General features: G+C 63.4%; 21 protein-coding genes and 1 tRNA gene. 13 read left to right on the top strand and 9 right to left on the bottom strand.

Translation table 11 applies throughout. The features are described from left to right. Window positions 1–117 precede the first annotated feature (117 nt). From rpe to ACI2I1_RS11580, 7 genes are all read left to right on the top strand, one after another. Complete coding sequence (gene rpe, locus ACI2I1_RS11610) at window positions 118–780, top strand: ribulose-phosphate 3-epimerase (RefSeq protein ID WP_404679260.1); 663 nt, start codon at window positions 118–120, stop codon at window positions 778–780. Continuing rightward, window positions 777–2,765 carry a heparinase II/III family protein gene (locus ACI2I1_RS11605; RefSeq protein ID WP_404679259.1) on the top strand — a complete coding sequence of 663 codons (1,989 nt, stop codon included), beginning with the start codon at window positions 777–779 and terminating at the stop codon, window positions 2,763–2,765. The genes rpe and ACI2I1_RS11605 overlap by 4 nt, the downstream gene beginning before the upstream one ends. A 7-nt stretch (window positions 2,766–2,772) precedes the next feature. Continuing rightward, complete coding sequence (purH, locus tag ACI2I1_RS11600) at window positions 2,773–4,359, top strand: bifunctional phosphoribosylaminoimidazolecarboxamide formyltransferase/IMP cyclohydrolase (protein WP_404679258.1); 1,587 nt, start codon at window positions 2,773–2,775, stop codon at window positions 4,357–4,359. 274 nt (window positions 4,360–4,633) lie between these two features. Beyond that, window positions 4,634–5,314, top strand: coding sequence for a peptide-methionine (S)-S-oxide reductase MsrA (msrA, locus tag ACI2I1_RS11595; protein ID WP_221543970.1), 681 nt, complete (start codon window positions 4,634–4,636; stop codon window positions 5,312–5,314). A 37-nt stretch (window positions 5,315–5,351) separates the two neighbouring features. Further along, window positions 5,352–5,819, top strand: a complete 468-nt coding sequence (locus tag ACI2I1_RS11590; protein WP_221543971.1) for a Fur family transcriptional regulator — start codon at window positions 5,352–5,354, stop codon at window positions 5,817–5,819. A gap of 173 nt (window positions 5,820–5,992) precedes the next feature. Continuing rightward, window positions 5,993–7,915, top strand: coding sequence for a 1-deoxy-D-xylulose-5-phosphate synthase (gene dxs / locus ACI2I1_RS11585; protein ID WP_404679257.1), 1,923 nt, complete (start codon window positions 5,993–5,995; stop codon window positions 7,913–7,915). A 951-nt stretch (window positions 7,916–8,866) separates the two neighbouring features. Next, complete coding sequence (locus ACI2I1_RS11580; protein ID WP_404679256.1) at window positions 8,867–9,664, top strand: crotonase/enoyl-CoA hydratase family protein; 798 nt, start codon at window positions 8,867–8,869, stop codon at window positions 9,662–9,664. Window positions 9,665–9,744: 80 nt separating this feature from the next. Here the strand turns inward: ACI2I1_RS11580 and ACI2I1_RS11575 are convergent, their stop codons facing one another. The 5 genes from ACI2I1_RS11575 to ACI2I1_RS11555 all read right to left on the bottom strand — a co-directional run bounded on the left by ACI2I1_RS11575 (window position 9,745) and on the right by ACI2I1_RS11555 (window position 15,510). Beyond that, a complete protein-coding gene (locus ACI2I1_RS11575; protein ID WP_404679255.1) occupies window positions 9,745–10,431 on the bottom strand; it encodes an NnrU family protein in 687 nt (228 codons plus the stop codon). Window positions 10,432–10,486: 55 nt separating this feature from the next. Then, window positions 10,487–10,972 (bottom strand): FKBP-type peptidyl-prolyl cis-trans isomerase, encoded by a 486-nt coding sequence (locus tag ACI2I1_RS11570; RefSeq protein ID WP_404679254.1) that lies wholly within the window; start codon window positions 10,970–10,972, stop codon window positions 10,487–10,489. Between the two features lie 14 nt (window positions 10,973–10,986). After that, window positions 10,987–12,366: an amidohydrolase family protein gene (locus tag ACI2I1_RS11565; RefSeq protein ID WP_404679253.1), complete on the bottom strand. Its 1,380-nt coding sequence runs from the start codon at window positions 12,364–12,366 to the stop codon at window positions 10,987–10,989. After that, complete coding sequence (locus ACI2I1_RS11560; RefSeq protein ID WP_404679252.1) at window positions 12,363–13,739, bottom strand: amidohydrolase; 1,377 nt, start codon at window positions 13,737–13,739, stop codon at window positions 12,363–12,365. The genes ACI2I1_RS11565 and ACI2I1_RS11560 overlap by 4 nt, the downstream gene beginning before the upstream one ends. 82 nt (window positions 13,740–13,821) lie before the next feature. Further along, window positions 13,822–15,510 (bottom strand): peptide MFS transporter, encoded by a 1,689-nt coding sequence (locus ACI2I1_RS11555; protein WP_404679251.1) that lies wholly within the window; start codon window positions 15,508–15,510, stop codon window positions 13,822–13,824. Between the two features lie 215 nt (window positions 15,511–15,725). Here ACI2I1_RS11555 and ACI2I1_RS11550 point away from each other — a divergent pair, with 215 nt between their 5' ends. The 6 genes from ACI2I1_RS11550 (at window position 15,726) to ACI2I1_RS11525 (ending at window position 20,618) form a co-directional block, all read left to right on the top strand. Continuing rightward, the gene (locus ACI2I1_RS11550; protein ID WP_221543993.1) at window positions 15,726–16,067 is read left to right on the top strand and encodes a GntR family transcriptional regulator; all 342 of its coding nucleotides are present in this window, start codon (window positions 15,726–15,728) and stop codon (window positions 16,065–16,067) included. 150 nt (window positions 16,068–16,217) lie between these two features. Then, entirely contained in the window at window positions 16,218–16,502 is a 285-nt protein-coding gene (locus tag ACI2I1_RS11545; RefSeq protein ID WP_221543995.1) for an integration host factor subunit beta, read from the top strand. Window positions 16,503–16,566: 64 nt separating this feature from the next. Beyond that, window positions 16,567–16,651, top strand: a tRNA-Leu gene (locus ACI2I1_RS11540). Between the two features lie 129 nt (window positions 16,652–16,780). Next, complete coding sequence (locus tag ACI2I1_RS11535) at window positions 16,781–18,355, top strand: NAD(P)/FAD-dependent oxidoreductase (RefSeq protein WP_404679250.1); 1,575 nt, start codon at window positions 16,781–16,783, stop codon at window positions 18,353–18,355. A gap of 30 nt (window positions 18,356–18,385) precedes the next feature. Beyond that, entirely contained in the window at window positions 18,386–18,796 is a 411-nt protein-coding gene (locus tag ACI2I1_RS11530) for a GtrA family protein (RefSeq protein ID WP_404679249.1), read from the top strand. 1 nt (window position 18,797) lies between these two features. After that, window positions 18,798–20,618: a hypothetical protein gene (locus tag ACI2I1_RS11525; protein WP_404679248.1), complete on the top strand. Its 1,821-nt coding sequence runs from the start codon at window positions 18,798–18,800 to the stop codon at window positions 20,616–20,618. On the opposite strand, the gene msrB is transcribed toward ACI2I1_RS11525, so the two are convergent. The 4 genes from msrB to ACI2I1_RS11505 all read right to left on the bottom strand — a co-directional run bounded on the left by msrB (window position 20,576) and on the right by ACI2I1_RS11505 (window position 24,796). Next, window positions 20,576–21,076 (bottom strand): peptide-methionine (R)-S-oxide reductase MsrB, encoded by a 501-nt coding sequence (gene msrB / locus ACI2I1_RS11520; RefSeq protein ID WP_404679247.1) that lies wholly within the window; start codon window positions 21,074–21,076, stop codon window positions 20,576–20,578. The genes ACI2I1_RS11525 and msrB overlap by 43 nt on opposite strands. Before the next feature lie 51 nt (window positions 21,077–21,127). Then, entirely contained in the window at window positions 21,128–22,465 is a 1,338-nt protein-coding gene (locus ACI2I1_RS11515) for a cytochrome P450 (protein ID WP_404679246.1), read from the bottom strand. Between the two features lie 145 nt (window positions 22,466–22,610). Next, window positions 22,611–23,822, bottom strand: coding sequence for an ABC transporter permease (locus tag ACI2I1_RS11510; RefSeq protein WP_404679245.1), 1,212 nt, complete (start codon window positions 23,820–23,822; stop codon window positions 22,611–22,613). Beyond that, window positions 23,819–24,796, bottom strand: coding sequence for an ABC transporter ATP-binding protein (locus ACI2I1_RS11505; protein ID WP_404679244.1), 978 nt, complete (start codon window positions 24,794–24,796; stop codon window positions 23,819–23,821). Before ACI2I1_RS11505 ends, ACI2I1_RS11510 begins: the two co-directional genes overlap by 4 nt. Between the last annotated feature and the right edge of the window lie 35 nt (window positions 24,797–24,831).

Genomic DNA, 24,831 nt, shown 5'->3' with positions numbered 1-24,831 from the left:
GCCGCAAGCCTTGCACGGCCCGTGGATAATCCTGCGGACAAGCTTGTGGACCCGTGGTGCGCAACTGTAATCTCTCTATACGACGGCTCACCCTTACACGCCATTGGATTGACGCGCATGACCGCCCCCTTGATCTCCCCTTCGATCCTCTCGGCGGATTTTTCCCGGCTGGGTGAAGAGGTGCGCGCGGTGGATCAGGCCGGGGCGGACTGGATCCATATCGATGTGATGGACGGCCATTACGTGCCCAACATCACGATCGGCCCCGCAGTGGTGAAGGCGCTTCGCCCGCACACGCAGAAGCCGTTCGACGTTCATCTGATGATCGCGCCGGTCGATCCCTATCTCGAAGCCTTCGCGGACGCCGGTGCAGACATCATCACCGTCCATCCGGAAGCGGGCCCGCATATCCATCGCACGCTGCAGGCGATCAAGGCGCTCGGCAAGAAGGCGGGCGTGGTGCTCAATCCTGGCACGCCGGCCAAGATGCTCGATTATCTGATCGAGGAAGTCGATCTCGTCCTCGTGATGAGCGTCAATCCCGGTTTTGGCGGCCAGAGCTTCATCCATTCGCAGCTGCGCAAGATCGAAGCGATCCGCAAGATGATCGAGAAAACCGGCAAGGATATCCGCTTGCAGGTCGATGGCGGCGTTGACGCCAAAACCGCGCCGCTGTGTATCGATGCCGGGGCCGATGTGCTGGTCGCGGGCTCCGCGACCTTCCGCGGCGGTCCTGATCACTATGCTGCCAACATCGCCGCGCTGAAGGGGCTCGAATGAGCGATGGCCATTCCGACCTGTTGAGCGCCGCCAAGGCAGATATGCCCGGCGGCACGCAGGCGGCCCTGCCGCTGTTCGACGATCCCGAACCGCTGGTCGAAAGCAAATCCGGGCCTTCCCGCCCGGTCGAGCGAAAGGGCGAGCCACAAGCGGAAACGCCAGCGCCGATCACTGATCGGTCGCAGCCGGAGCGCCCCGCCAAGCGGGCTACGCCGCCGCCTGCCTCACGGACGCAGGTCGAGATCGATCCCGAACCGCTTGAACCCTTGCGTGCGCTGGTCCCTGCCGATTTCGCGCTGCCCAGTTCCAGCCCGCTCGATGCGGCCATTCGCTGGGCCTATAAATTCGGCGTGCCGGGTTCCGTCCTCGCGGCGCCGCTGCGCAAACCGGCGCGCAAACGCTTTCTGGCGATGGTGGAGACCCCGCTGCCGGGCGATCGGTCCGCCGGTGTTGCCCTTCGCGCGGGCCATTTTCAGGTGGGCGGGCTGAAGGCGCCGATCGGCAAGCTCGACTTCGCCTCGCCCTCCAAGCTTACGCCGCCTTTCGCGCGGGCCGTGCACGGTTTCACCTGGATGCGCGATCTGTCGTCCTCTGCGCCGCGCGGCCAATGCGCCGATACTTCGGGCCGCATCTTTCGCGCCTGGATCAAGCGGAATCCGGCCCCCGGCAAGGGCGCGGCGTGGGACGTCGAACTGGCCGGATTGCGCCTGCTCAACTGGCTGGTGCATACGCCGGTGCTACTTTCGGGCGAAGGGGAAAGCCTCAAGGATCCCCTTCTGGACGCGATCGAAACCACGGCACGCTGGCTCGACCGCAATGTCACGAAGAACGAAGACCATCTTGCACAGGTCACTGGCTGGACCGCAATCGTGGCGGCCGGACTGCTCATGCCCGATGGCCGTCCGCGCCGCCTGCATGGGGAAGCTGGTCTGCTGAAAGCGCTCGGGGAGCTGGTGGGCGACGATGGCGGAGTGGTGTCGCGCAGCCCTTCGGCGCAGATGCAGGCGATCGCGCTGCTCATCGATCTGCGCGCCTGCTATGCCGCCGTCAAATGCGATCCGCCCGCGGCGATCGAGGCCTTGCTCAGCCTGCTCATCCCCGCGCTGCTATCCCTGCGGATGGGCGACAAGGGGCTGGGTAGCTGGCAGGGCAGCGCGGCCACCGACGAAGCCGCAGTCGATGCCCTGGTAACCGCCAGCAGGGTACGCGCCCGCCCGATGCTGGAATCGCGCCAGTGGGGCTATCAGCGCATCAAGGCGCGCGATGGGGTCCTCGTGATGGACGCCGCGCCGCCGCCCAAACCGCGCCACGCGCGCCAAGGCAGTGCCTCGACGCTGGCGTTCGAGTTTTCGCACAGGAACCAGCGCCTCATCGTCAATTGCGGCGGATCGGAGCTGGCCGGTGCGCTTGTCCCCGCGCGGATCGAGCAGGGCCTGCGGGGGAGTTCGGCGCATTCCACGCTGGTGCTGGACGATGCCAATTCGACCGCCGTTCTTCTCAACGGACAGATCGGCAAGGGGGTCGAGGAAGTCGATTTCGACCGCCAGATCGTCCAGCAGGGCGGCCGCCGGGCGACGAAGCTGGAAGCGGCGCATAATGGCTATGTCGCGCGCTACGGCCTGCAGCACCGCCGGATTCTGCTCTTGTCTGACGACGGCGGCGAACTGCGCGGTGAGGACGTCCTCGAACCGTCGGGCAAGAAGGGGCAGCGCGGCAAGGTCGGCTTTGCGATCCGCTTCCATCTCGGCCGCGGGATCGAGGCGCGGCTGACCGATGACGGCATGGGCGCCCATCTTGCTTTGCCCGATGCAAGTTACTGGCAATTCCGCCTAGCAGGCGTTAGCGGCGAGGCGCACTGCATACTGGAGGACAGTCTGTGGGTCGATGGCCATGGCCGTCCGCACGGTGTGCAGCAAATCGTGGTCGAAGGCATGGCCGCGCGCGGCGGGGAACGGTTTCCCTGGCTGCTCAAGAAAATGGGATGATTTTTACGTGAGCGATGTGAGCATCAAGCGGGCGCTTCTCTCGGTTTCCGACAAGAGCGGACTGGCGGAGCTGGGCAAGGCACTGGCGGCCAAGGGCGTGGAACTGGTTTCCACCGGCGGCACGGCGAAGACGCTGCGCGATGCGGGCCTCAATGTGAAAGATGTCTCTGATCTCACAGGCTTTCCCGAAATGATGGATGGCCGCGTGAAGACGCTGCACCCGATGGTGCATGGCGGCCTTCTGGCGGTGCGCGATAATCCCGATCACGCCGCTGCGATGGAGCAGCACGGCATCGGCGCCATCGATCTGGTGGTGGTCAATCTCTATCCTTTCGAGGAGACCGTGGCCAAGGGCGCGGGCCGAGACGAAGTCATCGAGAACATCGACATCGGCGGGCCTTCCATGGTGCGCAGCGCGGCCAAGAACCACGATTATGTGACCATCGTCACCGATCCTGCCGATTACGAGACCCTGCTGGGCGAACTGGAAGCGAATGGCGCGACATCGCTCGATTTCCGCAAGCGCATGGCGGCCAAGGCTTTTGCCGCCACTGCCGCCTATGACGCCGCGATCAGCCAGTGGTTCGCCTATGCCGACCAGGGCGAGACTTTCCCGCAGAAACGCGCGATGGCATCCACGCTCGTATCGACCTTGCGGTATGGCGAAAATCCGCATCAGCAGGCCGCGCTCTACGTCCCGCAGCGCGTTCCTTCGCCGGGGCTCCCGCAGGCCGAGCAGGTGCAGGGTAAGGAACTGAGTTACAACAATTATAACGACGCCAACGCCGCACTTGAACTGGTGGCCGAATTCGCGGGCGGGCAGCCTGCGGTCGTCATCGTCAAGCACGCCAACCCTTGCGGCGTGGCCCAGGCTGACAGCCTTCTCGACGCCTGGAAAGCCGCGCTGGAATGCGACAGTGTCAGCGCCTTTGGCGGCATCGTGGCGACCAATGTGCCGCTCGACGGCCCGACGGCGGAGGCGATCTGCGAGATCTTCACCGAAGTGGTCGTCGCCCCCGGGGCCGACGATGCCGCGCGCGCCGCTTTCGCGAAGAAAAAGAACCTCCGCCTGCTGCTGACCGACGGCCTGCCCGACCCGCGCCGGCCCGGCTTTTCCCAGGTCGTCATTACCGGCGGATTGCTGGTGCAGACGCGGGATAACGGGGCAATTTCCGAGAAAGATCTGAAGGTTGTCACCAAGCGTCGGCCGACCGAGCAGGAGCTGAAAGACTGCCTCTTCGCCTGGACCGTGGCCCGGCACGTCAAATCCAATGCCATCGTCTATGCCAAGGACGGCGCGACGGCGGGCATCGGCGCAGGCCAGATGAACCGCCGCGATTCCAGCCGGATTGCGGCAATGAAGGCCGCAGAAGCCGCGGAAACCTATGGCTGGGGCCAGTCCCGCACCGTGGGCAGCGCGGTGGCATCGGACGCGTTCTTCCCCTTCGCCGACGGTCTTCTGGCCGCTGCCGAGGCGGGGGCGACGGCGATCATCCAGCCCGGCGGTTCGATCCGCGACGAGGAAGTGATTGCCGCTGCCGACGAGAAAAACCTCGCCATGGTCTTCACCGGGATGCGCCACTTCCGCCACTAGAAGTGTTCCGGATGAGGCACCGAACACCGTCTTGATCGGGCGCGCCTGGCCCGAACACCGGCTGTAATCGCCTGAACCGTTCACAACCATCGTATTCAGCACGTTGCAATCGGACGGCGTGTACCCACGTGTGATAAAGACACGAAAGATAAGACATGAATCTCTTCACCCCCGACCTCTATCGCAACTTCGGCATCGGCTTTCTCGCCGGAGCGGTCATCATCGCATTTTCGAACAGCGGCGAAATCGTTTCGGCGGTCGCCGCGATCATCTGATGCGGCGCATTCCCCTTCTCCTGACCTCGCTGGCGCTGGCTCTGACCGGAGCCTGCCAGCAGCCCGCGCTCGCGGCGGAGAGTGTGGTGAAGACCCCGCCTGCCGAAACCCGCGCCAGCGAAAGCGGCGGGCTGAAGACCGCGATCTTCGCCGGCGGCTGTTTCTGGGGCGTCGAGGCCGTGTTCAGCCATACCAAGGGCGTGACCAGCGCCATTGCCGGCTATCACGGCGGGACCGAGCGTTCGGCCAAATATTCGCTCGTCTCGAGCGGCGTCACCGACCATGCCGAAGCGGTCAAGGTGACCTACGATCCCGATGTCATCCGCTATGATCAGCTGCTGCGCATCTATTTCTCGGTCATCACCGATCCGACCCAGCTGAACCGCCAGGGCCCCGATACCGGCGCACATTACCGCAGCGCCATCGTGCCCATGTCGGCCGAGCAGAACAAGGTGGCCAAGGCCTATATCGCCCAGCTGAAACAGGCCGGCGTGTGGGACAAGCCGATCGTCACGAAGATCGAGCGGGCGCAGGGTTTCTACCCGGCCGAAACCTATCACCAGGACTTTGCCGCCAAGAATCCGCGCCACGGCTATATCGTGCGCTGGGATGCGCCCAAGGTGGCGGCGCTGAAGCGGCTTTACCCCAGCGCCTATCGCGCCGAGTTCAAGCGCGACTGACTTGCGCCGCGGCCCTGCGCGTCCTACTTTTGACGCCATGGCAGGACATGCACACGCACATGAGGAACATTCGGGCGACGATCTGATCGACGCGGCCCGCATCACGCTGACCGATTCCGGCGAACAATGGACGGGCATGCGCCAATCCGTGTTCGAGGAACTGGCGCGGCATGAAAAACCCGCCAGCGCCTATGACATTGCCGACAATCTTTCGGCATCGCGCGGCAAGCGCGTGGCGCCCAACAGCGTGTACCGCATCCTCGACCTGTTCGTGCGCACCAATCTGGCCAACCGGATCGAGAGCGCGAATGCCTATCTCGTCAACACCCATCCCGGCTGCCGCCACGATTGCATCTTCCTGATCTGCGACGATTGCGGAAAGGCGACGCATATCGACGATGAGCGTGTGACGGGCGCGCTGCGCGTCGCGGGCAAGGATGCCGGCTTCACCGATGTCCGCCCGGTGGTGGAACTGCGCGGGCTGTGTGATGACTGCGCCGCCTGACAGCGGTCGCGGGCTGACGACTGCGCCGCCTGACGGCGCTAAGCAGGTGACGACTACGCTACCTGAAAGCCGACCCGGGTAGCGGCAGTCTTCGTGGCGTCAGCGCCCAACCGTGTAAATTCATCGACAAGCCGTTCATCGACAGTTCGATAAACCAAGTGTAGAGCATTCGTATGAGTGACCGCCCATATACCCCCCTGCTCGACACAGTCGACACGCCCGACGACCTTCGCAAACTCGACAAGAGCCAGCTTCGCCAGCTGGCGGATGAACTGCGCGAAGAGATGATCGATGCCGTCGGGCAGACCGGCGGGCATCTGGGTTCGGGCCTCGGCGTGGTCGAGCTGACCACGGCGATCCATTACGTTTTCGACACCCCGACCGACAAGCTGGTGTGGGACGTCGGCCATCAATGCTATCCGCACAAGATCCTGACCGGCCGCCGCGACCGCATCCGCACGCTGCGCCAGGGCGGGGGCCTCAGCGGCTTCACCAAGCGCGCCGAAAGCGAATACGATCCCTTCGGCGCCGCGCATTCCTCCACCTCGATCAGCGCCGCCCTGGGCTTTGCCATGGCGAACAAGATGCAAGCGCGGCCCGGCCGCGGCATCGCGGTGATCGGCGATGGCGCGATGAGCGCGGGCATGGCCTATGAGGCGATGAACAATGCCGAACAGGCGGGCAACCGGCTGGTGGTGATCCTCAACGATAACGACATGTCGATCGCGCCGCCGGTGGGCGGGCTGTCGGCCTATCTCGCGCGCATGGTGTCTTCCAGCGAATATCTGGGCCTGCGCACCATGGCATCCAAGCTGGCGCGCCGCATGGGCCGCCGCGTGTGGGGCGGGCTGGAAAAGGCCGAAGAATATGCCCGCGGCATGGTGACCGGCGGGACCATGTTCGAAGAACTGGGCTTCTATTACGTCGGCCCGATCGACGGGCACAATCTCGATCACCTGATCCCGGTGCTGGAAAACGTGCGCGACAGCGAACAGGGCCCGGTGCTGATCCATGTCGTCACGAAAAAGGGCAAGGGCTATGCCCCGGCCGAAAACAGTGCCGATAAATATCACGGCGTTGCCAAGTTCGATGTCGTCACCGGCGAGCAGAAGAAATCCACCGGCGGCCCGCCCGCCTATCAGAACGTGTTCGGCGAAACGCTGGCCAAGCTCGCTGAAAGCGACCCGCGCATCTGCGCCATCACCGCCGCCATGCCCAGCGGCACGGGCGTCGATAAGTTCGCCCAGGCGCACCCTGACAAGGCCTTCGACGTCGGCATTGCCGAACAGCACGGCGTGACCTTTGCCGCGGGCCTTGCCGCCGAAGGCATGCGCCCCTTCGCGGCGATCTATTCCACCTTCCTCCAGCGCGCCTATGACCAGGTGGTGCACGATGTGGCGATCCAGAACCTGCCCGTGCGCTTCGCCATCGACCGCGCCGGTCTGGTCGGGGCCGACGGCTGCACCCATGCGGGCAGCTTCGATGTCACCTATCTCGCCACCCTGCCCAACATGGTGGTGATGGCCGCCGCCGACGAGGCGGAGCTGGCGCATATGACCTATACGGCCGCCGAATATGACGATGGCCCCATCGCCTTCCGCTATCCGCGCGGCGGCGGCACGGGCGTGGAAATTCCCGAACAGCTGGAAAAGCTGGAAATCGGCAAGGGCCGCGTGGTCCGCGAAGGCAGTAAGGTGGCGATCCTGTCGCTCGGCACGCGGCTGGAAGAGGCCAAGAAGGCCGCCGACCAGCTGGAAGCCAAGGGCCTGTCCACCACCGTGGCCGACATGCGCTTCGCCAAGCCTCTCGACACCGATCTGATCGAAAAGCTGATGCGCAGCCACGAAGTGGTGGTGACGATCGAGGAAGGCGCCATCGGCGGCCTCGGCGCGCATGTGCTGACCTATGCCAGCGACGAAGGCCTGACCGATAACGGCCTCAAGGTGCGCACCATGCGCCTGCCCGACACCTTCCAGGATCAGGACGATCCGATGAAGCAGTATGACGAGGCGGGGCTGAACGCGCCGCATATCGTGGACACGGTGCTGAACGCACTGCGGCACAACAGCGCGGGCGTGGAAGAGGCGCGGGCTTAGCCTAGCGCCTCCATTTCCCGTGATTCAGTGCTTCCATGTCTTGGTGCATGGCCGCTTGCGATGGGCCGCAACGGCGCCCGACGGTGATCAGAGCGTCGGGCAACCCGCAGGCTTCTTCTGCCACCGATACGTCTTCGCGTCCGACGCGGCGTCGGCGAGCGATAAGGCATTCGAGAGAGTGACGACTAATCTGGAGGCTCAAACTGGTTGGCTGGGTGATGAGACGGCTTCGCTGACCTTAGAAGCCGAAGATGTATCGCGGGTCTCCCTTGTGAGAGGCTTCCTGAATGCCAATCGCGGTCATACTTTCTACGATCACGATTAGACCCATTTCGTCTGGCGGCATGATGAAGCGGCCCGAAACCCTAATGAGCCGTCACCCCGGACTTGATCCGGGGTCCAGCTTTCCTTTAGCGCTAATCCACAGGCAGCCAGACCCCGGATCAAGTTCGGGGTGACGGGGGAGATGAGGCGGGCGTCCAAGAAGTGGGTTAGCACGATGACTGCTAACGACCCGAAAGCGGAAATTAGGCGCGTAGCTCGGTTACATACCTGTTCAAAGAAACAGCAACTTCATTTGCCCGTCGGTGAACGTCGGGTGCCTCACCTAGGCCCATGTATTCCGTTTCGATCCTGACCAAGTAGTTCGCTACTTCCTCTCGGCTCGCGCCATTCCACAAACGCCCAGCTGCTTGAAGTAGATAGCTGTCGTATTCATCTTCGGGCCGATCGTCAGTCCCGCTTAATCCGATTGGATCCCACTTCGCCCACCCGATTTCACGAAGCCTCGAAAGCTTGAATTTGGGGTGAGTGGTCATCAGCAAATCCTACACGCCAATTGTCCGTTTTCCACCCCATAGTCAGACATCCGCATTACGTGCGACCATTTGCGTCGCAGGTGACGACGCGCCACGAGCCTGCCATGGAGGTGGGTGAAAGGACCCACCGCCCATGACCCTGCTCACCGCCGAAACCGCCGACCACGTCACCACGCTCACGCTCAACCGGCCCGACAGCATGAACCCGCTCGGCGCGGCGGGGGACGGGGACGCGTTTGCGGCGGCCTGCGATGCGATCAATGGCGATATGGACGTGCGCTGCGTGATCCTGACCGGGGCGGGGCGCGCCTTCAGCGCGGGCGGCGACATCAAGGCGATGAAGGAGAAGACGGGCAATTTCGGCGGCAGCGCGCCCGAGATCGCCGATGGCTACCGCGGTAACATCCACAAGATCCTGCGCGCGCTTTATGGCCTGCGCGTGCCGTTGATCGCGGCGGTGAACGGGCCGGCGATCGGACTGGGCTGCGATCTGGCGTGTCTCGCCGACATGCGCATCGCCAGCGAGAAGGCGCGGTTCGGCGTCACCTTCCTCAAGCTCGGCCTGATCCCGGGCGATGGCGGCACCTGGATCCTGCCGCGCATCATCGGCGAGGCGCGGGCGGCGGAGCTGTTCTATACCGGCGATGTGATCGATGCCGAGACCGCGCTCGACTGGGGGCTGGTGAGCCGCGTGACCGGGCACGAGTCACTGCTGGAGGAGGCGGAGGCGCTGGCCGCCAAGGTCGCCGCGATGCCGCCGCATGCGCTGCGGCAGGCCAAGAACCTGATGCGGCAGGGGCGCTCGACCAGCTATGACGGCGCGCTGGAAATGGCCGCCAATGCGCAGGCGCTGATGCATGCTACCAGCGACCATATGGAAGGCGTCGACGCGCTGATCGAGAAGCGGGCGGCGCGATTTACCGGCGAATAGCGCCGGGAGTTTTGTGCTGTCCTATCGCTGCGCTGCTTCAGGATGTTTTCATGTCTTATCGCTTCGCTACTTGAGGACGGTCAGACCCAGCGCCAGATGCCCGCATCCCAGCCATTGGCGTGGATATGGCCATAGGTCGCCGCCAGCCAGATCGCGGTGCCGCCCAGCCATGCGGCGGCGCCCGCGTGCTTCAATCCGGCAAGGCGCGGCCAGTAGCTGGTCTGCGCTTCCCAGCCTGCCCAGGCCTCGCCCATCAGCGCCTCTTTCTTGCGGTCCTGCATATGCGCGCCGAGCAGCGCGAGCAGAGCGATCGACCCGGCCAGAACCAATTGCCGCGGCGTCGGGCTCAGCATCACATGCACGGTAGCCCAGAGCGCGAAGGACCACATCATCGGGTGGCGAGTGACATGGAAGACGCCGTGCACGCCCGCCGCCGCATGCTTAGCCGCGCGCGGATCGGGCAGGGCGGGATTGCGGACAAAGGACCCGGCCAGCAGGACCGAGGCGAGCAGCATGATCACGCTCGCCGCGATCCACAGCGCATCGCCTTTGCCGTCCCACAGCGCCGGGCCGCCCGGGCCAACCGCGCGGAAGGCCTGCACCGTCCAGACAAAGGTGGCGAGCGCGACCAGCGAATAGAGCAGGCGGAAAAGGTTCTCGCCCACCAGGCCGACCAGCGGCCGCCGCAGCGGATGCGACAGCGCGAAATGCGTGCCGACGAACGCCATGCTGGCAGCTGCGAGCGCGATGATCGAGGACGGCATCATTCCCTCCTGATTGGCCGGGCCCAGTCAATCGCAGCGCGGCGGCAAAGGCAAGCGCTTACTCGATATCGATCAGCTTCACCGTGAACAGCAGGGTCGCGCCGCCGGGGATCGGGCCCTTGCCGGTGGGACCATAGGCGAGGTCGGCAGGGGCGGCGATTTCGATCGTGTCGCCCACGCCCATTTGCGGGATCGCCATCTGCCACGCCTTGACCAGCCTGCCGAGCGGGAAGGTGGCCGGTTCGCCGCGGTCGAAGCTGGAATCGAAGGTTTCCCCGTCGATGAAGGTGCCCGCGTAATGCACGGTCACCGTGTCGCTCACGCTCGGCTTGCGGTCATTGCCCGTGTAATCGACGAAGCGCCAGCGCAGGCCGCCGTCCATCGAATTCCAGCCGTCTTCCGCCTTCAGACCGCTGAGATAGGCCTGCTGCGCATTCATCCACGCAATATCCGAGGATTTATCGGCACTCTGTATCTGGGCGGCGGCGGAGGTAATCGCCACGGCCGCACAGGCGGCGCCGAGCGCCAGCAACATGGTTCGCATTTCGGGGTTCTTCCTTACCAATCGTAGGCCTTGGGCATATCGCTCGTATCGAGATCGCGATATCGGTCGCGCAGGCGGCTCTGGTGGCTTTCGAGGGGTTGTTCGACACCGTCGATATAGACGCTGACCGGCGTCGATCCGAGTTCGAGCGGATCACCGTCCCACACGACCAGATCACCCACCGCGCCCGGCGTCAGCACACCCGCCCTGGACCCCATGCCCACGATGTCTGCCGGAACGGAGCTGATCGCGGCAAAGGCCTGGCCCCAGCTCAGCCCGTCGGCACCCGGAATGTGCGTGAGAGCGACGAGGTTGCCCGCATATTGGTTGAGATTGCGCGGGTTCTCCATCGCGGCGGCGTTGATCGCCACTTTGACCCCGGCTTTCACCATGCGGCCGATGTTCGACTGCGTGCTGGCGAGCTCTTCGAAACTGGCGGGCAGATCGTCGAGCCCGTCGGCGATTACCGGAATACCGGCAGCGGCGATTTCGGGGGCCACCAGCCAGCCTTCGCTGGCGCCGACCAGCACCAGATCGAGGCGCGGGAATTCGCGCTTGAGCGCGATCACGCTGCGAATGTCCGAAGCGCGTTCGACCATGACGAACAGTTTCTGTTCGCCGCGCACCACCGGCACCAGGGCCGCGGCATCGAAACGGGTCAGCAGCACGTCGGTCCCGCGTTCGCGGTTCTCACCGGAGAGGCGCGGATCGAGCGGGAGATCGTCACCCGTGCGCACGTCGCGCTGGCGTGATTCCATGCCGGGGATGCGCGCATCCTCGCCGAACTGGCCCGCTTCGCGCAAGGCGTTCCGGAACAGCGCATGGGCCGAGGCGCGGCTGCCGCCGGCCACTCGTGCGCCTGCTTCGCCGAGAGCGACGGACTGGAATGCGCGCGGCTGGACCACGGCATCGCCATCCGATCCCAGATCGATGATCGCGCCCTGGCCCTGGAAGATCGAACCGGTCGAGGACATCAGGCTGGCCGCGCGGGTGATTCCCGCGGCGCGGTGCACCGCGATATGCTGCGAGGCCGGGTTGACGGCCGGGGCCACGTCAAGAGCGGCGCTGAAGGGCGAACCGCCGGCGCTGGTATCGTTCGACTGGCTTACGGCGCCCACGTCCCACAGGCCAAGCGATGTGACCGTGGCGAAGAGGCCGGGCGTGACCCACGAACCCTGCGGCGCCTCTACCACGGCGACCGATGTCTGCGGCATGCCCGCAGCGGGGCCCGCATAGACGACCTTGCCACTGCGCAGGACCACCGCACCGTTTTCGATCGGGGCCGAACCGTCCCCGGTGGCCACGGTGACGCCGGTCATGGCGACATCCTGTGCCAGCGCGGGCGTTGCGGCGAGGGCCAGCGTGCTGGCGGCGAATGCGAACAGCGCCTTCATTTCACGTCTCCTTCACCCGGCTGGCCAAGCTCGAAATCGCTGACCGGCCGCCGTTTGCGGTCCATCGTGTCGAACATCAGCGCGCCGTCGACCCAGACCTTTTCGGGCCGCGAATAGACCGACAGCGGATCGCCATTCCACAGCACCACATCGGCCATCTTGCCCGGCTCCAGGCTGCCGGTCATGCCGTCGATGCCCATTGCCCTGGCGGCGTTGAGCGTGAACCAGCCGATCACTTCGGCATCGGGAATGTCGATGCCCGCGCGCCGCCCGGCGGCCTGCGCCTTGGCGGCTTCCTGGTTGAGCCGCTGGATGCCGTTGGCATCGTCGGAATGGATGATCACGCAGGCATCGGCCTGGCGCAGGAAGGCTGCGTTTTCGAGAATGCCGTCATAGGCTTCCATCTTGAAGCCGTACCAATCGGCCCAGATCGCGCTGCACACGCCGTTTTCGCGCAGGAGATCGCCGATCTTGTAGGCTTCCACGGCATGGTGGAAGGCGGTGACCTTGTAGCCCATCTCCTTGGCCATATCCATGACCAGCGCCATTTCGTCGGCGCGGTAGCAATGGTTGTGGACGAGGATGTCGCCCGCCAGCACGCCCTTGAGCGTTTCCTTGCCCAGATCGCGTTTCTTGCCGTCATAGGCCTTCGCATCGAGCCACATCTGGCGGTTCACGGCGAAATTGCCCATGCGGGTGGAAGGCATCCGGCCCTTGCCGCCATAGACGCGCTTGGGATTTTCGCCGCAGGCCATCTTCATGCCGTAAGGCGCGCCGGGAAACTTCATACCCTGCACCGTGCGCGCGGGCACGTTCTTGAGCGTGACCGAGCGGCCGCCGGTGAGATTGGCGGATCCGGGCAGGATCTGCAGGCTGGTGACGCCGCCATTGGCCAGCGCGCGGGTAAAGCCGGGATCCTGCGGCCAGACCGAATGTTCGGCCCAGACTTCGGGCGTCATCGGGCTGGTGGCTTCATTGCCGTCCGAATGCGCGTCGACGCTGGGGGTCGGGTAATCGCCCAGATGGGAATGGATGTCGATCACGCCGGGGGTGACGAACTTGCCGCTGCCATCGATCCGGTCATAGCCTTCGGTGGACAGCGAGGCATCGCCGGCAGCGACGATCTTGCCGTCGCGCAGCAGCACGGTGCCATTGTCGATCCGCCCGCCCGTGCCGTCATAGACGGTGGCGCCGACCAGTGCGGTCGGGCGGCCGGGAAAGGGCCGGTAGGTCGAGGCAAAGGGTGTGCGGTCGTCGGCACCCTTGGGCGCAGACCAGTCCTTGTCCGAAGCCGAGGCCGTCCGGCTGTCGGTATTCGCGGTGGCGCAGGCGGTAAGGCTCGCAGCGAGGGCGAGCAGGGCAAGTTTCTTCATGAAGTCCCCCAAAAAGAACGGGTCGGAACATCGCTGTCCCGACCCGTCTGGTCAATTGCCTTTGTCGATAAGAGTTGGCCGCTTAGCGGTTCTCTTCGTGCTTGCCGGGCATCTGCGGATTGGTCGCAGGATGCATACCGGCTTCCTGCGCCTCGAGACCGGCACCTGCCTGGCCTTCGAGATCGTCGCCGACCGTATCGTCGACGATGGTGTCGAGATGCATCAGCTTCTTGATCAGCGGGCTGATGACCATGACGAACACGCCGACGCCGACTGCGAACCAGCCCACCGTCGAATAGACGCCGAGGACGACCTGCTTGCCCGCTTCTTCGCCGACACCTTCGGCACCGGTGGCCGAAGCGATCAGACCGGCGGCAAAGTTACCGGCGGCCGAAGCGAAGAACCACGTACCCATGATCAGCGAGGCCATATGGGCCGGGCTGAGGCGGTTCATGGCCGAGAGGCCGACCGGCGAGAGGCAAAGCTCACCGGTGGTGTGCAGCAGGTAGATCAGGAAGATGAAGATGACCGGCGTCGGCACGTTCACGCCCACGCTTTCGGCACCCCAGACCAGCACCAGGAAGCCGAGGCCGACCTGGATAACGGCCATGCCGAACTTCAGCGGGGTGCTGGGTTCCTTGCCCTTGCGGGCGAGGCCTTGCCACCCCATCGCGAAGAGCGGCGCGAGCAGCACGATGTAGATCGCGTTGATCGACTGGAACATGGAGGCGTTCACACCCTGCGTATCCACGTGACGGTCGGTGAACAGGTTGAGGCTGGAGCCTGCCTGTTCGAACAGCGCCCAGAAGACGATCGAGGTCAGGATGAGGAACATGGCGGCGAAGATGCGGTCACGCTCTTCGCTGGGCAGCTTGGTGACTGCGGTGAACAGCACATAGAGCACCAGACCGCCGCCGAAGATGCCGAGCACCACGCCGACGAGTTCCTGATACTGGATGGCGGCCCAGCACAGCGCGACCATGGCAAGACCGGCACCGTAGATGCCCCATTCCTTGCCGCCCTTGAGCTTCGAAGGATCCTTTGGTTCGCCCTTGCCGAGCAGCAGGGGCTTGCCGAGCACGAAGAAGACGAGGCCGATCAGCATGCCGAAACCGGCGAGGCCGAAGCCGTACTGCCAGCCATAGGTCTGGCCGAGATAGCCGCAGATGATCGACGCGGTGGCCGCGCCGACGTTAATCCCCATGTAGAAGATGGTATAGGCCGGATCGCGGCGGACGTCGGTGCGCGAATAGAGCTGGCCGACGATCACCGAGATATTCGCCTTGAGGAAGCCCGAACCCACGATGATGAGGGCCAAAGCCAGCCAGAAGATGTTGATGATCGGATCGGTCTGGCCGCCGTCGCCTTCGAAGGCCATGAAGAAATGGCCCAGCGTGAGCAGGACAGCACCGAAGACCACGGCCTTGCGCTGACCGAGGAACCGGTCGGCCAGATAGCCGCCCACCACCGGGGTGATGTAGACCAGCGCGGTATAGGCACCGTAGATGACGGAGGCTTCGCTATCGGTGAAGAGCCAGTGCTGGACCAGATAGAAGATCAGCAGGGCGCGCATGCCGTAATAGGAGAAACGCTCCCACATTTCGGCCATGAACAGCAGGAACAGCCCCTTGGGGTGTCCGATGACTTCGGGTTGCGGGCGTGTGACGAGCACCACCCCTCCGATAAGAAAAGATGCCAGTGCGATTACGGCAACTCTGAATGCCCACATTTCGAACGCAGAGCCGAATGTGAAGAACATGCCTTCGACCATATGAATCGGTGTCCCTCTAAGTATTCCGATAGCCGCCCCTCCCTGGGCGCGGCCCTCCCTTGAAGCGGGGCACCCTAGCGGTTTGCGCGGCCATGTGAAGCATTAGTTACAGTCGCGACCAATCTGGAACGGCGCGGCAGGCCGTGCCGCGGGAACCTTGCGCGCGGCGCTGTATTATGGCACTGATGCACTATTGTGTCGCCCGGGAATTAACCATGAAGAACCAGTCCAAGCCCGTCTATCTCAAGCTGCGCGATCTCATCGCGGCGGCTATTATCGACGGGCAGTATAAAGAGGGCGAGATGCTGCCGTCAGTCCGCGCGCTCGCGGCCGAGCAGGGGGCCAATCCGCTCACCGTCGCCAAGGCCTACCAGCAATTCCAGAACGACGGGCTGGTCGAGGTGCAGCGCGGCGTCGGCATGTATGTGGTCAAGGGTGCGGCGCAGATCCTGCGGGACCGCGACCGGGAGATTTTCCTGAAAGAGGAATGGCCCGAAATCCGCGCACGGATGGCCCGCCTGGGCCTTGCACCGGAGAAACTGCTCGCCGAAACGTGATCCTGTGTCCACGAAATGCGACCTATTGTCTTGTGGAAACCACCTAATTCTGCCACTGGCAGGTGAAAGGGCTCGCAAAAATCGGTGCCCGTTACGGGTCGCATTTGTAACTGATGACGCTGCCATACTGGCGGTCTGGAAAGAGTGACCATGATTCGTTCAGAACTCCTCGCTGCTATCTCGAAGGACAATCCCGAACTGCGCGCCGAAGAGGTGGAGCAGGTGGTGGACATCTTTTTCGATGAAATCAGCCAGCGCCTGTCGGAAGGCGGCCGGGTGGAGTTGCGCGGCTTCGGTGCCTTTTCCACGCGCGAACGCGAAGCGCGGCAGGGCCGCAACCCGCGCACCGGGGATCTGGTGGACGTACCCGCCAAGCGGGTGCCCTATTTCAAGCCGGGCAAGGAAATCCGCGAGCGCCTCAATAACGAGCAATGATCCGCACCGGCACGATCCGGATTGCGACTTCCACCACTTGGCTCTAGGACGCCTCGCGCAATCGGCGGGTGTGGCGGAATGGTAGACGCCGGGGACTTAAAATCCCCTGAGCTTTGCTCGTGCGGGTTCGAGTCCCGCCACCCGTACCAGACCGCGGTTGGTGCCAGGCACGTGCTCCAGCGCCAGCGCCAGCGCCGCGAGATTAAAGCGGACGGTTAACCATAACCTAACCATTATCCTCCACTCCCCAACCCAGTTGATCAGGCCTGGGGGCACTCGTGGAAAAACCGAACCAATCCATCAAAGTCGATGTCGCCATTATCGGCGCAGGCCCCGCCGGTCTGACCGCCGGCTATCTGCTGACCCGCCAGGGCAAGTCGGTCGCCATCATCGAGCAGGACGAGACCTATGTCGGCGGCATCAGCCGCACGGTCGAACACGAAGGCTATCGCTTCGACATCGGCGGCCACCGGTTCTTCTCCAAATCGCAAGCCGTAGTCGACCTGTGGAACGAGATCCTCGGCGAAGACGATTTCATCCAGCGCCCGCGCATGAGCCGCATCTATTATGAGGGCAAGTTCTACAGCTATCCGCTGCGTGCCTTCGAGGCCCTGTGGAACCTTGGCATCCTGCGGTCGACCATCTGCATGGCGAGCTATCTGCAGTACAAGCTCTTCCCCAAGAAGGAGGTGAAGAGCTTCGAGGACTGGACCGTCAACCAGTTCGGCCACAAGCTCTATTCGATCTTCTTCAAGACCTATACCGAGAAGGTGTGGGGCATGCCGTGTGACGAGATGAGCGCCGACTGGGCGGCCCAGCGCATCAAGGGCCTCTCGCTCTGGGGCGCAGTGACCGACGGATTGAAACGCAGCCTCGGTCTCAACAAGAAACCGAACGACGGGCAGGCGGTGAAAACGCTGCTCGAAACCTTCCGTTATCCGCGGCTGGGGCCGGGCATGATGTGGGAAGCCGCGCGCGACAAGATTCTCGCCACCGGCAAGGGTCAGATCGTCATGGGCCACGGGCTCAAGCAGCTGGCCAGCGACGGCAAGGGCGGCTGGCGCATGAGCGCAGCCGGCAAGGACGGCGAAATCGTTATCGAGGCGGCGCATGCCATCAGCAGCGCCCCGATGCGCGAGCTGTCGAAGCGCCTGCATCCGCTGCCGCAATCGACCTTGCAGGCCAGTGAGCTGAAATATCGCGACTTCCTGACCGTCGCCCTGATGGTGGAAGGCGAAGACCTCTTCCCCGACAACTGGATCTACATACACGACAGCAAGGTAAAGGTCGGCCGCGTGCAGAACTTCCGCAGCTGGTCGCCCGAAATGATCCCGGACGCGGACATGGCCTGCGTGGGCCTCGAATATTTCTGCTTCGAAGGCGACGGCCTGTGGTCGATGAGCGACGACGATCTGGTCGCCCTCGCGACCGACGAGATGGAAATCCTCGGCTTGGTCGATCGCAAGAAGGTCAAATCCGGCGCTGTCGTCCGTCAGGAAAAAGCCTATCCGGTCTATGACGAAGATTATGCCGCGAATGTCGATGCCATGCGCCGCGAGCTGGAGGACAAGCACCCGACACTGCACCTCGTCGGCCGCAACGGTATGCATCGTTATAACAACCAGGACCACGCGATGATGACCGCCATGCTGACGGTCGAGAACATCCTGGCAGGCGAGCGCGTCTATGACACCTGGTGTGTCAACGAGGATGCCGAATATCACGAGGCGGGAGACGAGGGAGCCGAAGGTGTGCTGCCCAATCGCCAGCTTACCAACGACCAGGCCGCTGCGCTCAGTTCAGTACGCGAGGTTCCGGGCAAGGTTTCGCACGGTGGTCGGGAAGCAGCATAGGCTGCAGCAAACGTGCAAGGGGGGCAGGGCATGACCGCCATCATCTATCGGCTGCAACAGATACGCCTGTTCCGCTATGGCCTGGCAAGTATCGCCGCCTTGGCGGCGGATATGAGCATATTCTCGATCCTGATATTTCTGCTAACGCCTCCCATTGCGGCCTCTGCGGCTGCTTATTCTGTCGGAATCGTCATTCACTGGCTCCTATCGAGCCGCACTGTCTTTACCAATAAAGTAGCGGTAGACGGTGCATACCGCACTCGTCAGAAGGCCCTATTTGTCGCCTCCGCCATGGTGGGACTGGCCCTTACTGCAACTATCGTAGGTGCTGGTGACGCGGTGGGTGTGGATCCTCTAGCCGCCAAACTGGTTGCTATTGCGCTCAGCTTTTCCGCAACTTGGCTCTTGCGCAGCCGCATCGTCTTTCGCTCTGGGCTTTGACATGACCGAAGATCGGCACGAAGGACCGGGGCAATTTCCAGGGAGGCAGCTCTTTTTTGCCTGGATGGCAGTCGTGGCTATCCTTCTTTTGTCGAGCCTTGGTCAATTACGTGAACGCCAGTTTCCTGACCCTGACGATATCCTTCGGTTGGTACAGGTTCGCGACCTCCTAGCCGGACAGGCTTGGTTCGATCCGACCCAATACCGCATCGATCCACCCTTGGGGACACCGACGCATTGGTCGAGGCTCGTCGACCTCCCGATTTTAGCAGTCATCGCGCTCACAAGTCCGCTGTTTGGTCAGGACGCCGCGGAGCAGGTCGCGCTCATCGGCGTGCCGATGCTCACCTTTGGCCTTACCGCCGCGATGATCGGTCGGCTGGCATGGCGCTTGCTCGGTGCCCGGGTGGCTGTATTCGCGATCCTATCGTGCGGATTTGTGCCCGCGATTTTGTTTCAATACCGTCCTATGCGGATCGACCATCATGGCTGGCAAATCTTCAGCGTCATGCTCGCACTTTGGGCGATAAGCTGGCGTGATGCGAGGAAAGGTGGCTGGGTGGCAGGCCTGGCGATGGCGTTCGGCGTGAGCGTTTCGGTCGAGCTGCTACCCATGGCTGGTGCTTTCGGGAGTGTGCTTTTTTTGCGCTGGTGGCACGCAGAGGAGCGGCAGCGTTGGTTGGTGTCATACATGCAGGCTCTTTCAGGCGGGATAACCCTCTTTTATCTCGCGACGCGAGGGCTATCACTGCTTGAATATTGTGATGCTATTTCTCCGGCGCACATAGCATTCTTCCTCATGGCGGCCGGTGGAACCTGGGTGATTTCAGCCGTTCCTCAACCGCGAACGCCTATCGTCCTCCTTTTATTTGCATTTGTCGGCGGCGCTGCCTTGGGAATCTTCGCCCTCATCTCTCCCAAGTGCCTCGCAACGCCATTTGCTCAACTGGATCCGGTTGTCGATGCTCTTTGGTATCGTCAGGTACTGGAAGGGCAGCCCCTTTGGCGGCAGTCCAGTGAATACATTTTAAGCGCGATAATTCCGATAGCGGCCGCCAGCGGCGCCGTGGTGGCCCTGTGGATGCGGTCGCAGGGCTGGGCGCGATTATGGTGGGCAGAGTATCTTTGCGTCCTCGTTGCAGCCTCAGGCCTTGCTTTGCTTGTCTCGCGCTCGCTCATTTTTGCTGCAGCCATTGCAACTATTCCAATTGCCTGGCTAGCTTCGGTCCTTCTGATGAAGCTTCGCAGAACAGAAAGCATGATCGGAAAATTAGGGTTCGCAGCGCTATTTACAGTCATTCTCGTCCCGGTGGCTCCATTGCAATTCGTATCTTCTTTTGCTCCCGCAGCGCAAGATGCCGATCGCGGCGGCGCAGAGCTGGGGGCGGCCGAATGCCGGGTGCAGGATCAAGTAAGCCTCCTCAACGCGTTGCCTGCTTCCACAATCTTCACGCCCCTCGATATCGGGCCTCAAGTGTTGCTCGACACTCAGCATTCGGTGGTGGCGACCAGCCATCATCGGTCGGAGCGAGCGATGGCCGACGTGCTCAATGGTTTTACTGGGGCGCCCGAGAGGGCGCAGGCAATAATCCGTCGCCACAATGCTGCCTATCTGGCGCTTTGTACTGATGTCATCGAAACATCGCTATACAAGTCTGTAAATCCGGACGGCCTCGCGGCAGCACTCATCCGCGGCGATACGCCAACATGGCTGGAGCCAGTCGATGTAGGACAGGCGCCTGAATTTGCCGTCTACCGCGTCCTTCCTCAGACCGGGCATCAGACCGGGACGAAGTCCATCGCCACGCCATTGATGCAGTGACGCTTGCCGGTGGGTTTCGGCCCGTCCTTGAAGATATGGCCCAGGTGCCCGCCGCAATCGGCGCAATGCACTTCGGTGCGCGGATAGCCGATCTTGTAATCGGTGGCGGTGCCCACGGCTCCCTTGTCGATCGGGGCCGAGAAGCTGGGCCAGCCGGTGCCCGATTCGAACTTGGTCTTCGACGAATACAGCCGGTTGCCGCAGCCGGCGCAGACATAGGTACCGCTGCGCTTTTCCTTGTTGAGCGGCGAGGAATAGGGCCGTTCGGTCGATTCCTTGCGCAATACGCTGAATTCCGCGCTGGTCAGCTTCTTGCGCCACTGCGCCTCGCTCATCGAGACGGGATAGCTTTTCGCCTCTGCCCGGCCCGATCCACAGGCACTGAGGGCGACGAAACTGGCGGTGGCACCGATCCAGCCGAGTAGGCCGCGGCGCGTCTGGGTGTGTTCAGGCTTCATGGTCATATTAGCCTTATATCATAGAGTGGCTGAACCGGGGCTTTCCGGGGCTCAGAACTCCGATAGCTCTACCTCGAGCTTGCGAAACCCGTGCACGAAATTGGCGCGTACGCGCTCGATCTCGCCCTTCACATGCACCCGCAGCCGCCGCTTGTGCATTTCTTCCAGCAGCACCCGCAGCTGCAATTCCGCCAGCCGCGCCCCGACGCAGCGATGGATGCCATAGCCGAACGCGATGTGCCGGCGCGCATTCTCCCGCTCGATATCGAGCTTGTCGGGATTGTCGAAGACCTGCTCGTCGCGATTGGCGGACAGATACCACAGCACGACCTTGTCGCCCTGTTTGATCTGCTGCCCGAAGACCTCGGTATCTTCAGTGCAGGTCCGCCGCATATGCGCCAGCGGCGTCTGCATGCGCAGGATTTCCTGCACCGCATTGGGGATGAGGTCGGGCTGCCGTTCGAACAGTTCGCGCTGGTCCGGGTTCTTGTCGAGCTGGTAGATAATCCCGCTCATCGAATTGCGGGTCGTGTCGTTGCCGCCGACGATCAGCAGCACCAGATTGCCCATGAATTCCTCGGGCCGCATCTGACTCATCGCCTCGGAATGGATCATCATCGAGATGAGATCGTCGCCCGGCTCTTTATCCTGCGCGCGTTCCATCCACAGCGACTGGAAATAAGCCGCCATTTCGTGGAGGAAGCCCCAGCGCATTTCGTCCAAGCCGCGGACGGTGGCGAGTTCGGTATCGCCTGCCCAGTCGGACCACAGCGTCAGTAGGCGGCGATCCTCCCACGGGAAGCCGAACAGGATCGCCAGCATGCCCGTGGTCAGTTCGATCGAGACCTTGTCGACCCAGTCGAACACCTCGCCGCGGGGCAGCGAATCGAGCAGTTCGCCGGTGCGGGCGCGGATATCCCCTTCCATTTCGGCCATGCCGCTGGGGGTGAACTTGGGCGCCACGGTACGGCGCTGGCCGGTATGTTCGGGCCGGTCCATGGCGATGAACATGGGCAGTTCGCGCCGCTCGCCGCCGCTCTGAGCGATTTCCTCCTCGCTCAGGCGGTTGAGAATGGTGATGCCGCCATATTCCCAGCTCGACGAAAACAGTTCCGGCAGTGCCTCGATATGCTGGATCGCCTTGTGCTGGACGACCGCCCAATAGGGGCCGAATGGGCTTTCGGGGATGTAGTGAAGCGGACCTGCCTCGCGCATTTCGCGGAAGATCGGCTGCCAGGTGTTGTCGGCGTAGATATCGCTGCGGGACACATCCCATTTGTGCGGATGGTGCAGCCGCTGCTCGGGGTGCTCGTCGAAATGCTGCTTCAGCGCGGCATAGGCCGTAGGCGATGTGCGGCATTCGGGGCGGCTGGCGGCGGCGGTGGCCATGGCTCTCTCCTCGTGGCGACAGCGAGGCGCTGCCGCTATCCTCTCTCGCCCGGCATCCTGCCCTAACTTACACAGCTGTCAATAGTGCGTTGCAAAAGCGAACCCATGTCTTGCGCGCAAGCGGGCGGGAGAGAGGCGGCGCGTGCTATCGCCGCACGAGGCCGCGGCGTTTTGCCCGTTTGCCCCCGGCCTTGCCCGATTTCATGACCTTGCGGCGGAAGAGTGTCGCCCCGGTTTTTACGAAGATCGCTACCCACAGGATCTGCCATGCCAGCGCTAGCGCATGGGTCCATAGAACCGGAGACTGCGCCGCGCGGGCGACCATCGCATAGGGCGAGGAGACCGGGAACAGCACGGCGAAGATCTCCGGACCCGAGCCGGGATCGCTCATCGAATAGGTGGCGAGGAAAAACACCGCCAGCTGGAGAATGGTGGCCGGCATCGACAGCGTCTGCACATCGCGCACGGTAGGCGCCATTGATCCGATAGTCAGGAAGACCGAGCCGATGAGGAGGTAGGCCATTGCGAAATAGATCACGAACAGCGCGGTGAAGAGGGGCCAGCCGACCGCCGGTTCGGGCAGCGGCCCGAAGGCCGATTTGCCCAGCGCGAAGATCACTGCGCCGATGCTGCCCCACACGGCGATGCCCACGAAACTGACCGCCAGCATGGCGAACAGCTTGCCGTAGAAAACGGCGTCCATCGGAATGGCGGCGGCCAGGATCTCGATGATCTTGTTCGCCTTTTCCTCCACCAGATTGGACAGCACCATGCCGGCCAGCAGCATGGTCAGAAGGAACAGTAGGGTGATCGCGCCGGTGGCTGTGGCAGTCTGCGAGCTGCGGGTATTGGCGACGCTGGAGCGTGTCGGTTTCAGCGCCACTTCGGGCATGGCTGCCGCGCCTCCGCTGCTTGCCTGAGCGCTGAGCAATGCGACTTCGCCGCGCCAGCTTTCGATCCGTTCGGGCGTGCCCGTGAGTTCAGGCCGCTCCAGCGTTCCGGTGAGCACGGCGCCGAAATTGCGCGAGCCATCGCCCAGCAGCGCTGTAGGCGCGGTATCACCCGTTGCGGGCACGCGCTCGATCCCGGGCAGGCTGATCGAATCCTTCAGTCGCTCATGCGCGGCGACGAAGGCCGAGCTTCCGGCATCGTCCAGCATGACCGCCAGTTTGGGCGGCGCGGCGCTTTCCACTGCCTTGGCGCCCAGCGCACCGGCGGCAAAGCTGATCGCGGCGAAGAAGACCGGGCCAAGCAGGAAGAACAGGAAAGCCTTGGAGAAAAGGATCGCGCCGAAATCGCGGCGCGCGATGACAAGGGCGGCACGCCACAGCGGCAGGCGGCTGGCATCGGCGCTCATGCGGGTTCTCCTGCTGCGGGGTCTTGCATGGCGCGGGCGGCGGCCTCGCCCGCGATTTCCACGAAGGCATCGTGCAGGCCGGCGCGTTCGATCGAAAGCGACAATATGCCCGCCTCGCCGTCGATCAGTCGCCGCAAGAGCGCCTCGATCCCGCCTTCGGGCATGGGGAAATACCAGAAATGTCCGCCGCCCTGCTTGGCATCGTGGCGGGCGTCGGCGGGCAGGGCCGCGCGCCAGTCGCCATCCGCCCGGTGCGTTTCCAGCCGGACCTGCGCGGGAATGCGGTCGCGCGCGGCGTCCACCGACCCGGCATAGGGCACGCGCCCGCCGGCGATGATCGCCACATCGTTGCACAGCCGTTCGGCATGGTGGATCACATGGGTGGAGAAGATTACTGTCGTGCCGCTGTCGGCAAGTTCGCGGATCATCACCTCCAGCTTGCCCTGGTTGATTGCGTCGAGCCCGCTGAAAGGTTCGTCGAACACCACCAGCCGGGGGCGATGCACCAGCGTGCCCAGTAGCTGGACGGTCTGCGCCATGCCCTTCGACAATTGCCGGATCTGCCGGTCTATCGCATGGGACAGGCCGTGCCCTTCCATCAGCTCGCGCCCGCGCCTGCGCCCTTCGTCCAGCGACAGGCCGCGCAAGGCGCCCATGAAAGCGATCGCTTCATCGCATTTCATCGCGGGGTAAAGCCCGCGTTCCTCAGGCAGATAGCCGATCCATTTCGCGATCTCGTGCGGCCGGTCATGGCCGAAGACACGGCGCACGCCCTCATCGGGGTCGATGATGCCCAGCAGCATGCGCAGCGTGGTCGTCTTGCCCGCGCCATTCGGGCCGAGGATGCCGTAGATCGCGCCTTCGGGGACGGATATATCGACCCCGTCGACCGCCAGCGTATCGTCGAAACGCTTGACCAGCCCGCGCGCTTCTATCGCAAGGGTACTGTTGTATTGATCGTCGTTTCGCGACATCGCGTCCATCGAACTCCCCAATGTGGAGTGTGACC

This window comes from Qipengyuania sp. NPDC077563 (assembly GCF_044901345.1).
Taxonomy (GTDB): Bacteria; Pseudomonadota; Alphaproteobacteria; order Sphingomonadales; family Sphingomonadaceae; genus Qipengyuania; species Qipengyuania aestuarii.
This window is presented reverse-complemented; position numbering and strand designations above follow the sequence as displayed.

Coding starts and splice junctions, on each gene's coding strand:
- rpe (WP_404679260.1), top strand. CDS start 118: ATGACCGCCCCCTTGATCTCCCCTTCGATCCTCTCGGCGGATTTTTCC.
- ACI2I1_RS11605 (WP_404679259.1), top strand. CDS start 777: ATGAGCGATGGCCATTCCGACCTGTTGAGCGCCGCCAAGGCAGATATG.
- msrA (WP_221543970.1), top strand. CDS start 4,634: ATGCGGCGCATTCCCCTTCTCCTGACCTCGCTGGCGCTGGCTCTGACC.
- ACI2I1_RS11590 (WP_221543971.1), top strand. CDS start 5,352: ATGGCAGGACATGCACACGCACATGAGGAACATTCGGGCGACGATCTG.
- dxs (WP_404679257.1), top strand. CDS start 5,993: ATGAGTGACCGCCCATATACCCCCCTGCTCGACACAGTCGACACGCCC.
- ACI2I1_RS11580 (WP_404679256.1), top strand. CDS start 8,867: ATGACCCTGCTCACCGCCGAAACCGCCGACCACGTCACCACGCTCACG.
- ACI2I1_RS11575 (WP_404679255.1), bottom strand. CDS start 10,431: ATGATGCCGTCCTCGATCATCGCGCTCGCAGCTGCCAGCATGGCGTTC.
- ACI2I1_RS11570 (WP_404679254.1), bottom strand. CDS start 10,972: ATGCGAACCATGTTGCTGGCGCTCGGCGCCGCCTGTGCGGCCGTGGCG.
- ACI2I1_RS11565 (WP_404679253.1), bottom strand. CDS start 12,366: ATGAAGGCGCTGTTCGCATTCGCCGCCAGCACGCTGGCCCTCGCCGCA.
- ACI2I1_RS11560 (WP_404679252.1), bottom strand. CDS start 13,739: ATGAAGAAACTTGCCCTGCTCGCCCTCGCTGCGAGCCTTACCGCCTGC.
- ACI2I1_RS11555 (WP_404679251.1), bottom strand. CDS start 15,510: ATGGTCGAAGGCATGTTCTTCACATTCGGCTCTGCGTTCGAAATGTGG.
- ACI2I1_RS11550 (WP_221543993.1), top strand. CDS start 15,726: ATGAAGAACCAGTCCAAGCCCGTCTATCTCAAGCTGCGCGATCTCATC.
- ACI2I1_RS11545 (WP_221543995.1), top strand. CDS start 16,218: ATGATTCGTTCAGAACTCCTCGCTGCTATCTCGAAGGACAATCCCGAA.
- ACI2I1_RS11530 (WP_404679249.1), top strand. CDS start 18,386: ATGACCGCCATCATCTATCGGCTGCAACAGATACGCCTGTTCCGCTAT.
- ACI2I1_RS11525 (WP_404679248.1), top strand. CDS start 18,798: ATGACCGAAGATCGGCACGAAGGACCGGGGCAATTTCCAGGGAGGCAG.
- msrB (WP_404679247.1), bottom strand. CDS start 21,076: ATGAAGCCTGAACACACCCAGACGCGCCGCGGCCTACTCGGCTGGATC.
- ACI2I1_RS11515 (WP_404679246.1), bottom strand. CDS start 22,465: ATGGCCACCGCCGCCGCCAGCCGCCCCGAATGCCGCACATCGCCTACG.
- ACI2I1_RS11510 (WP_404679245.1), bottom strand. CDS start 23,822: ATGAGCGCCGATGCCAGCCGCCTGCCGCTGTGGCGTGCCGCCCTTGTC.
- ACI2I1_RS11505 (WP_404679244.1), bottom strand. CDS start 24,796: ATGTCGCGAAACGACGATCAATACAACAGTACCCTTGCGATAGAAGCG.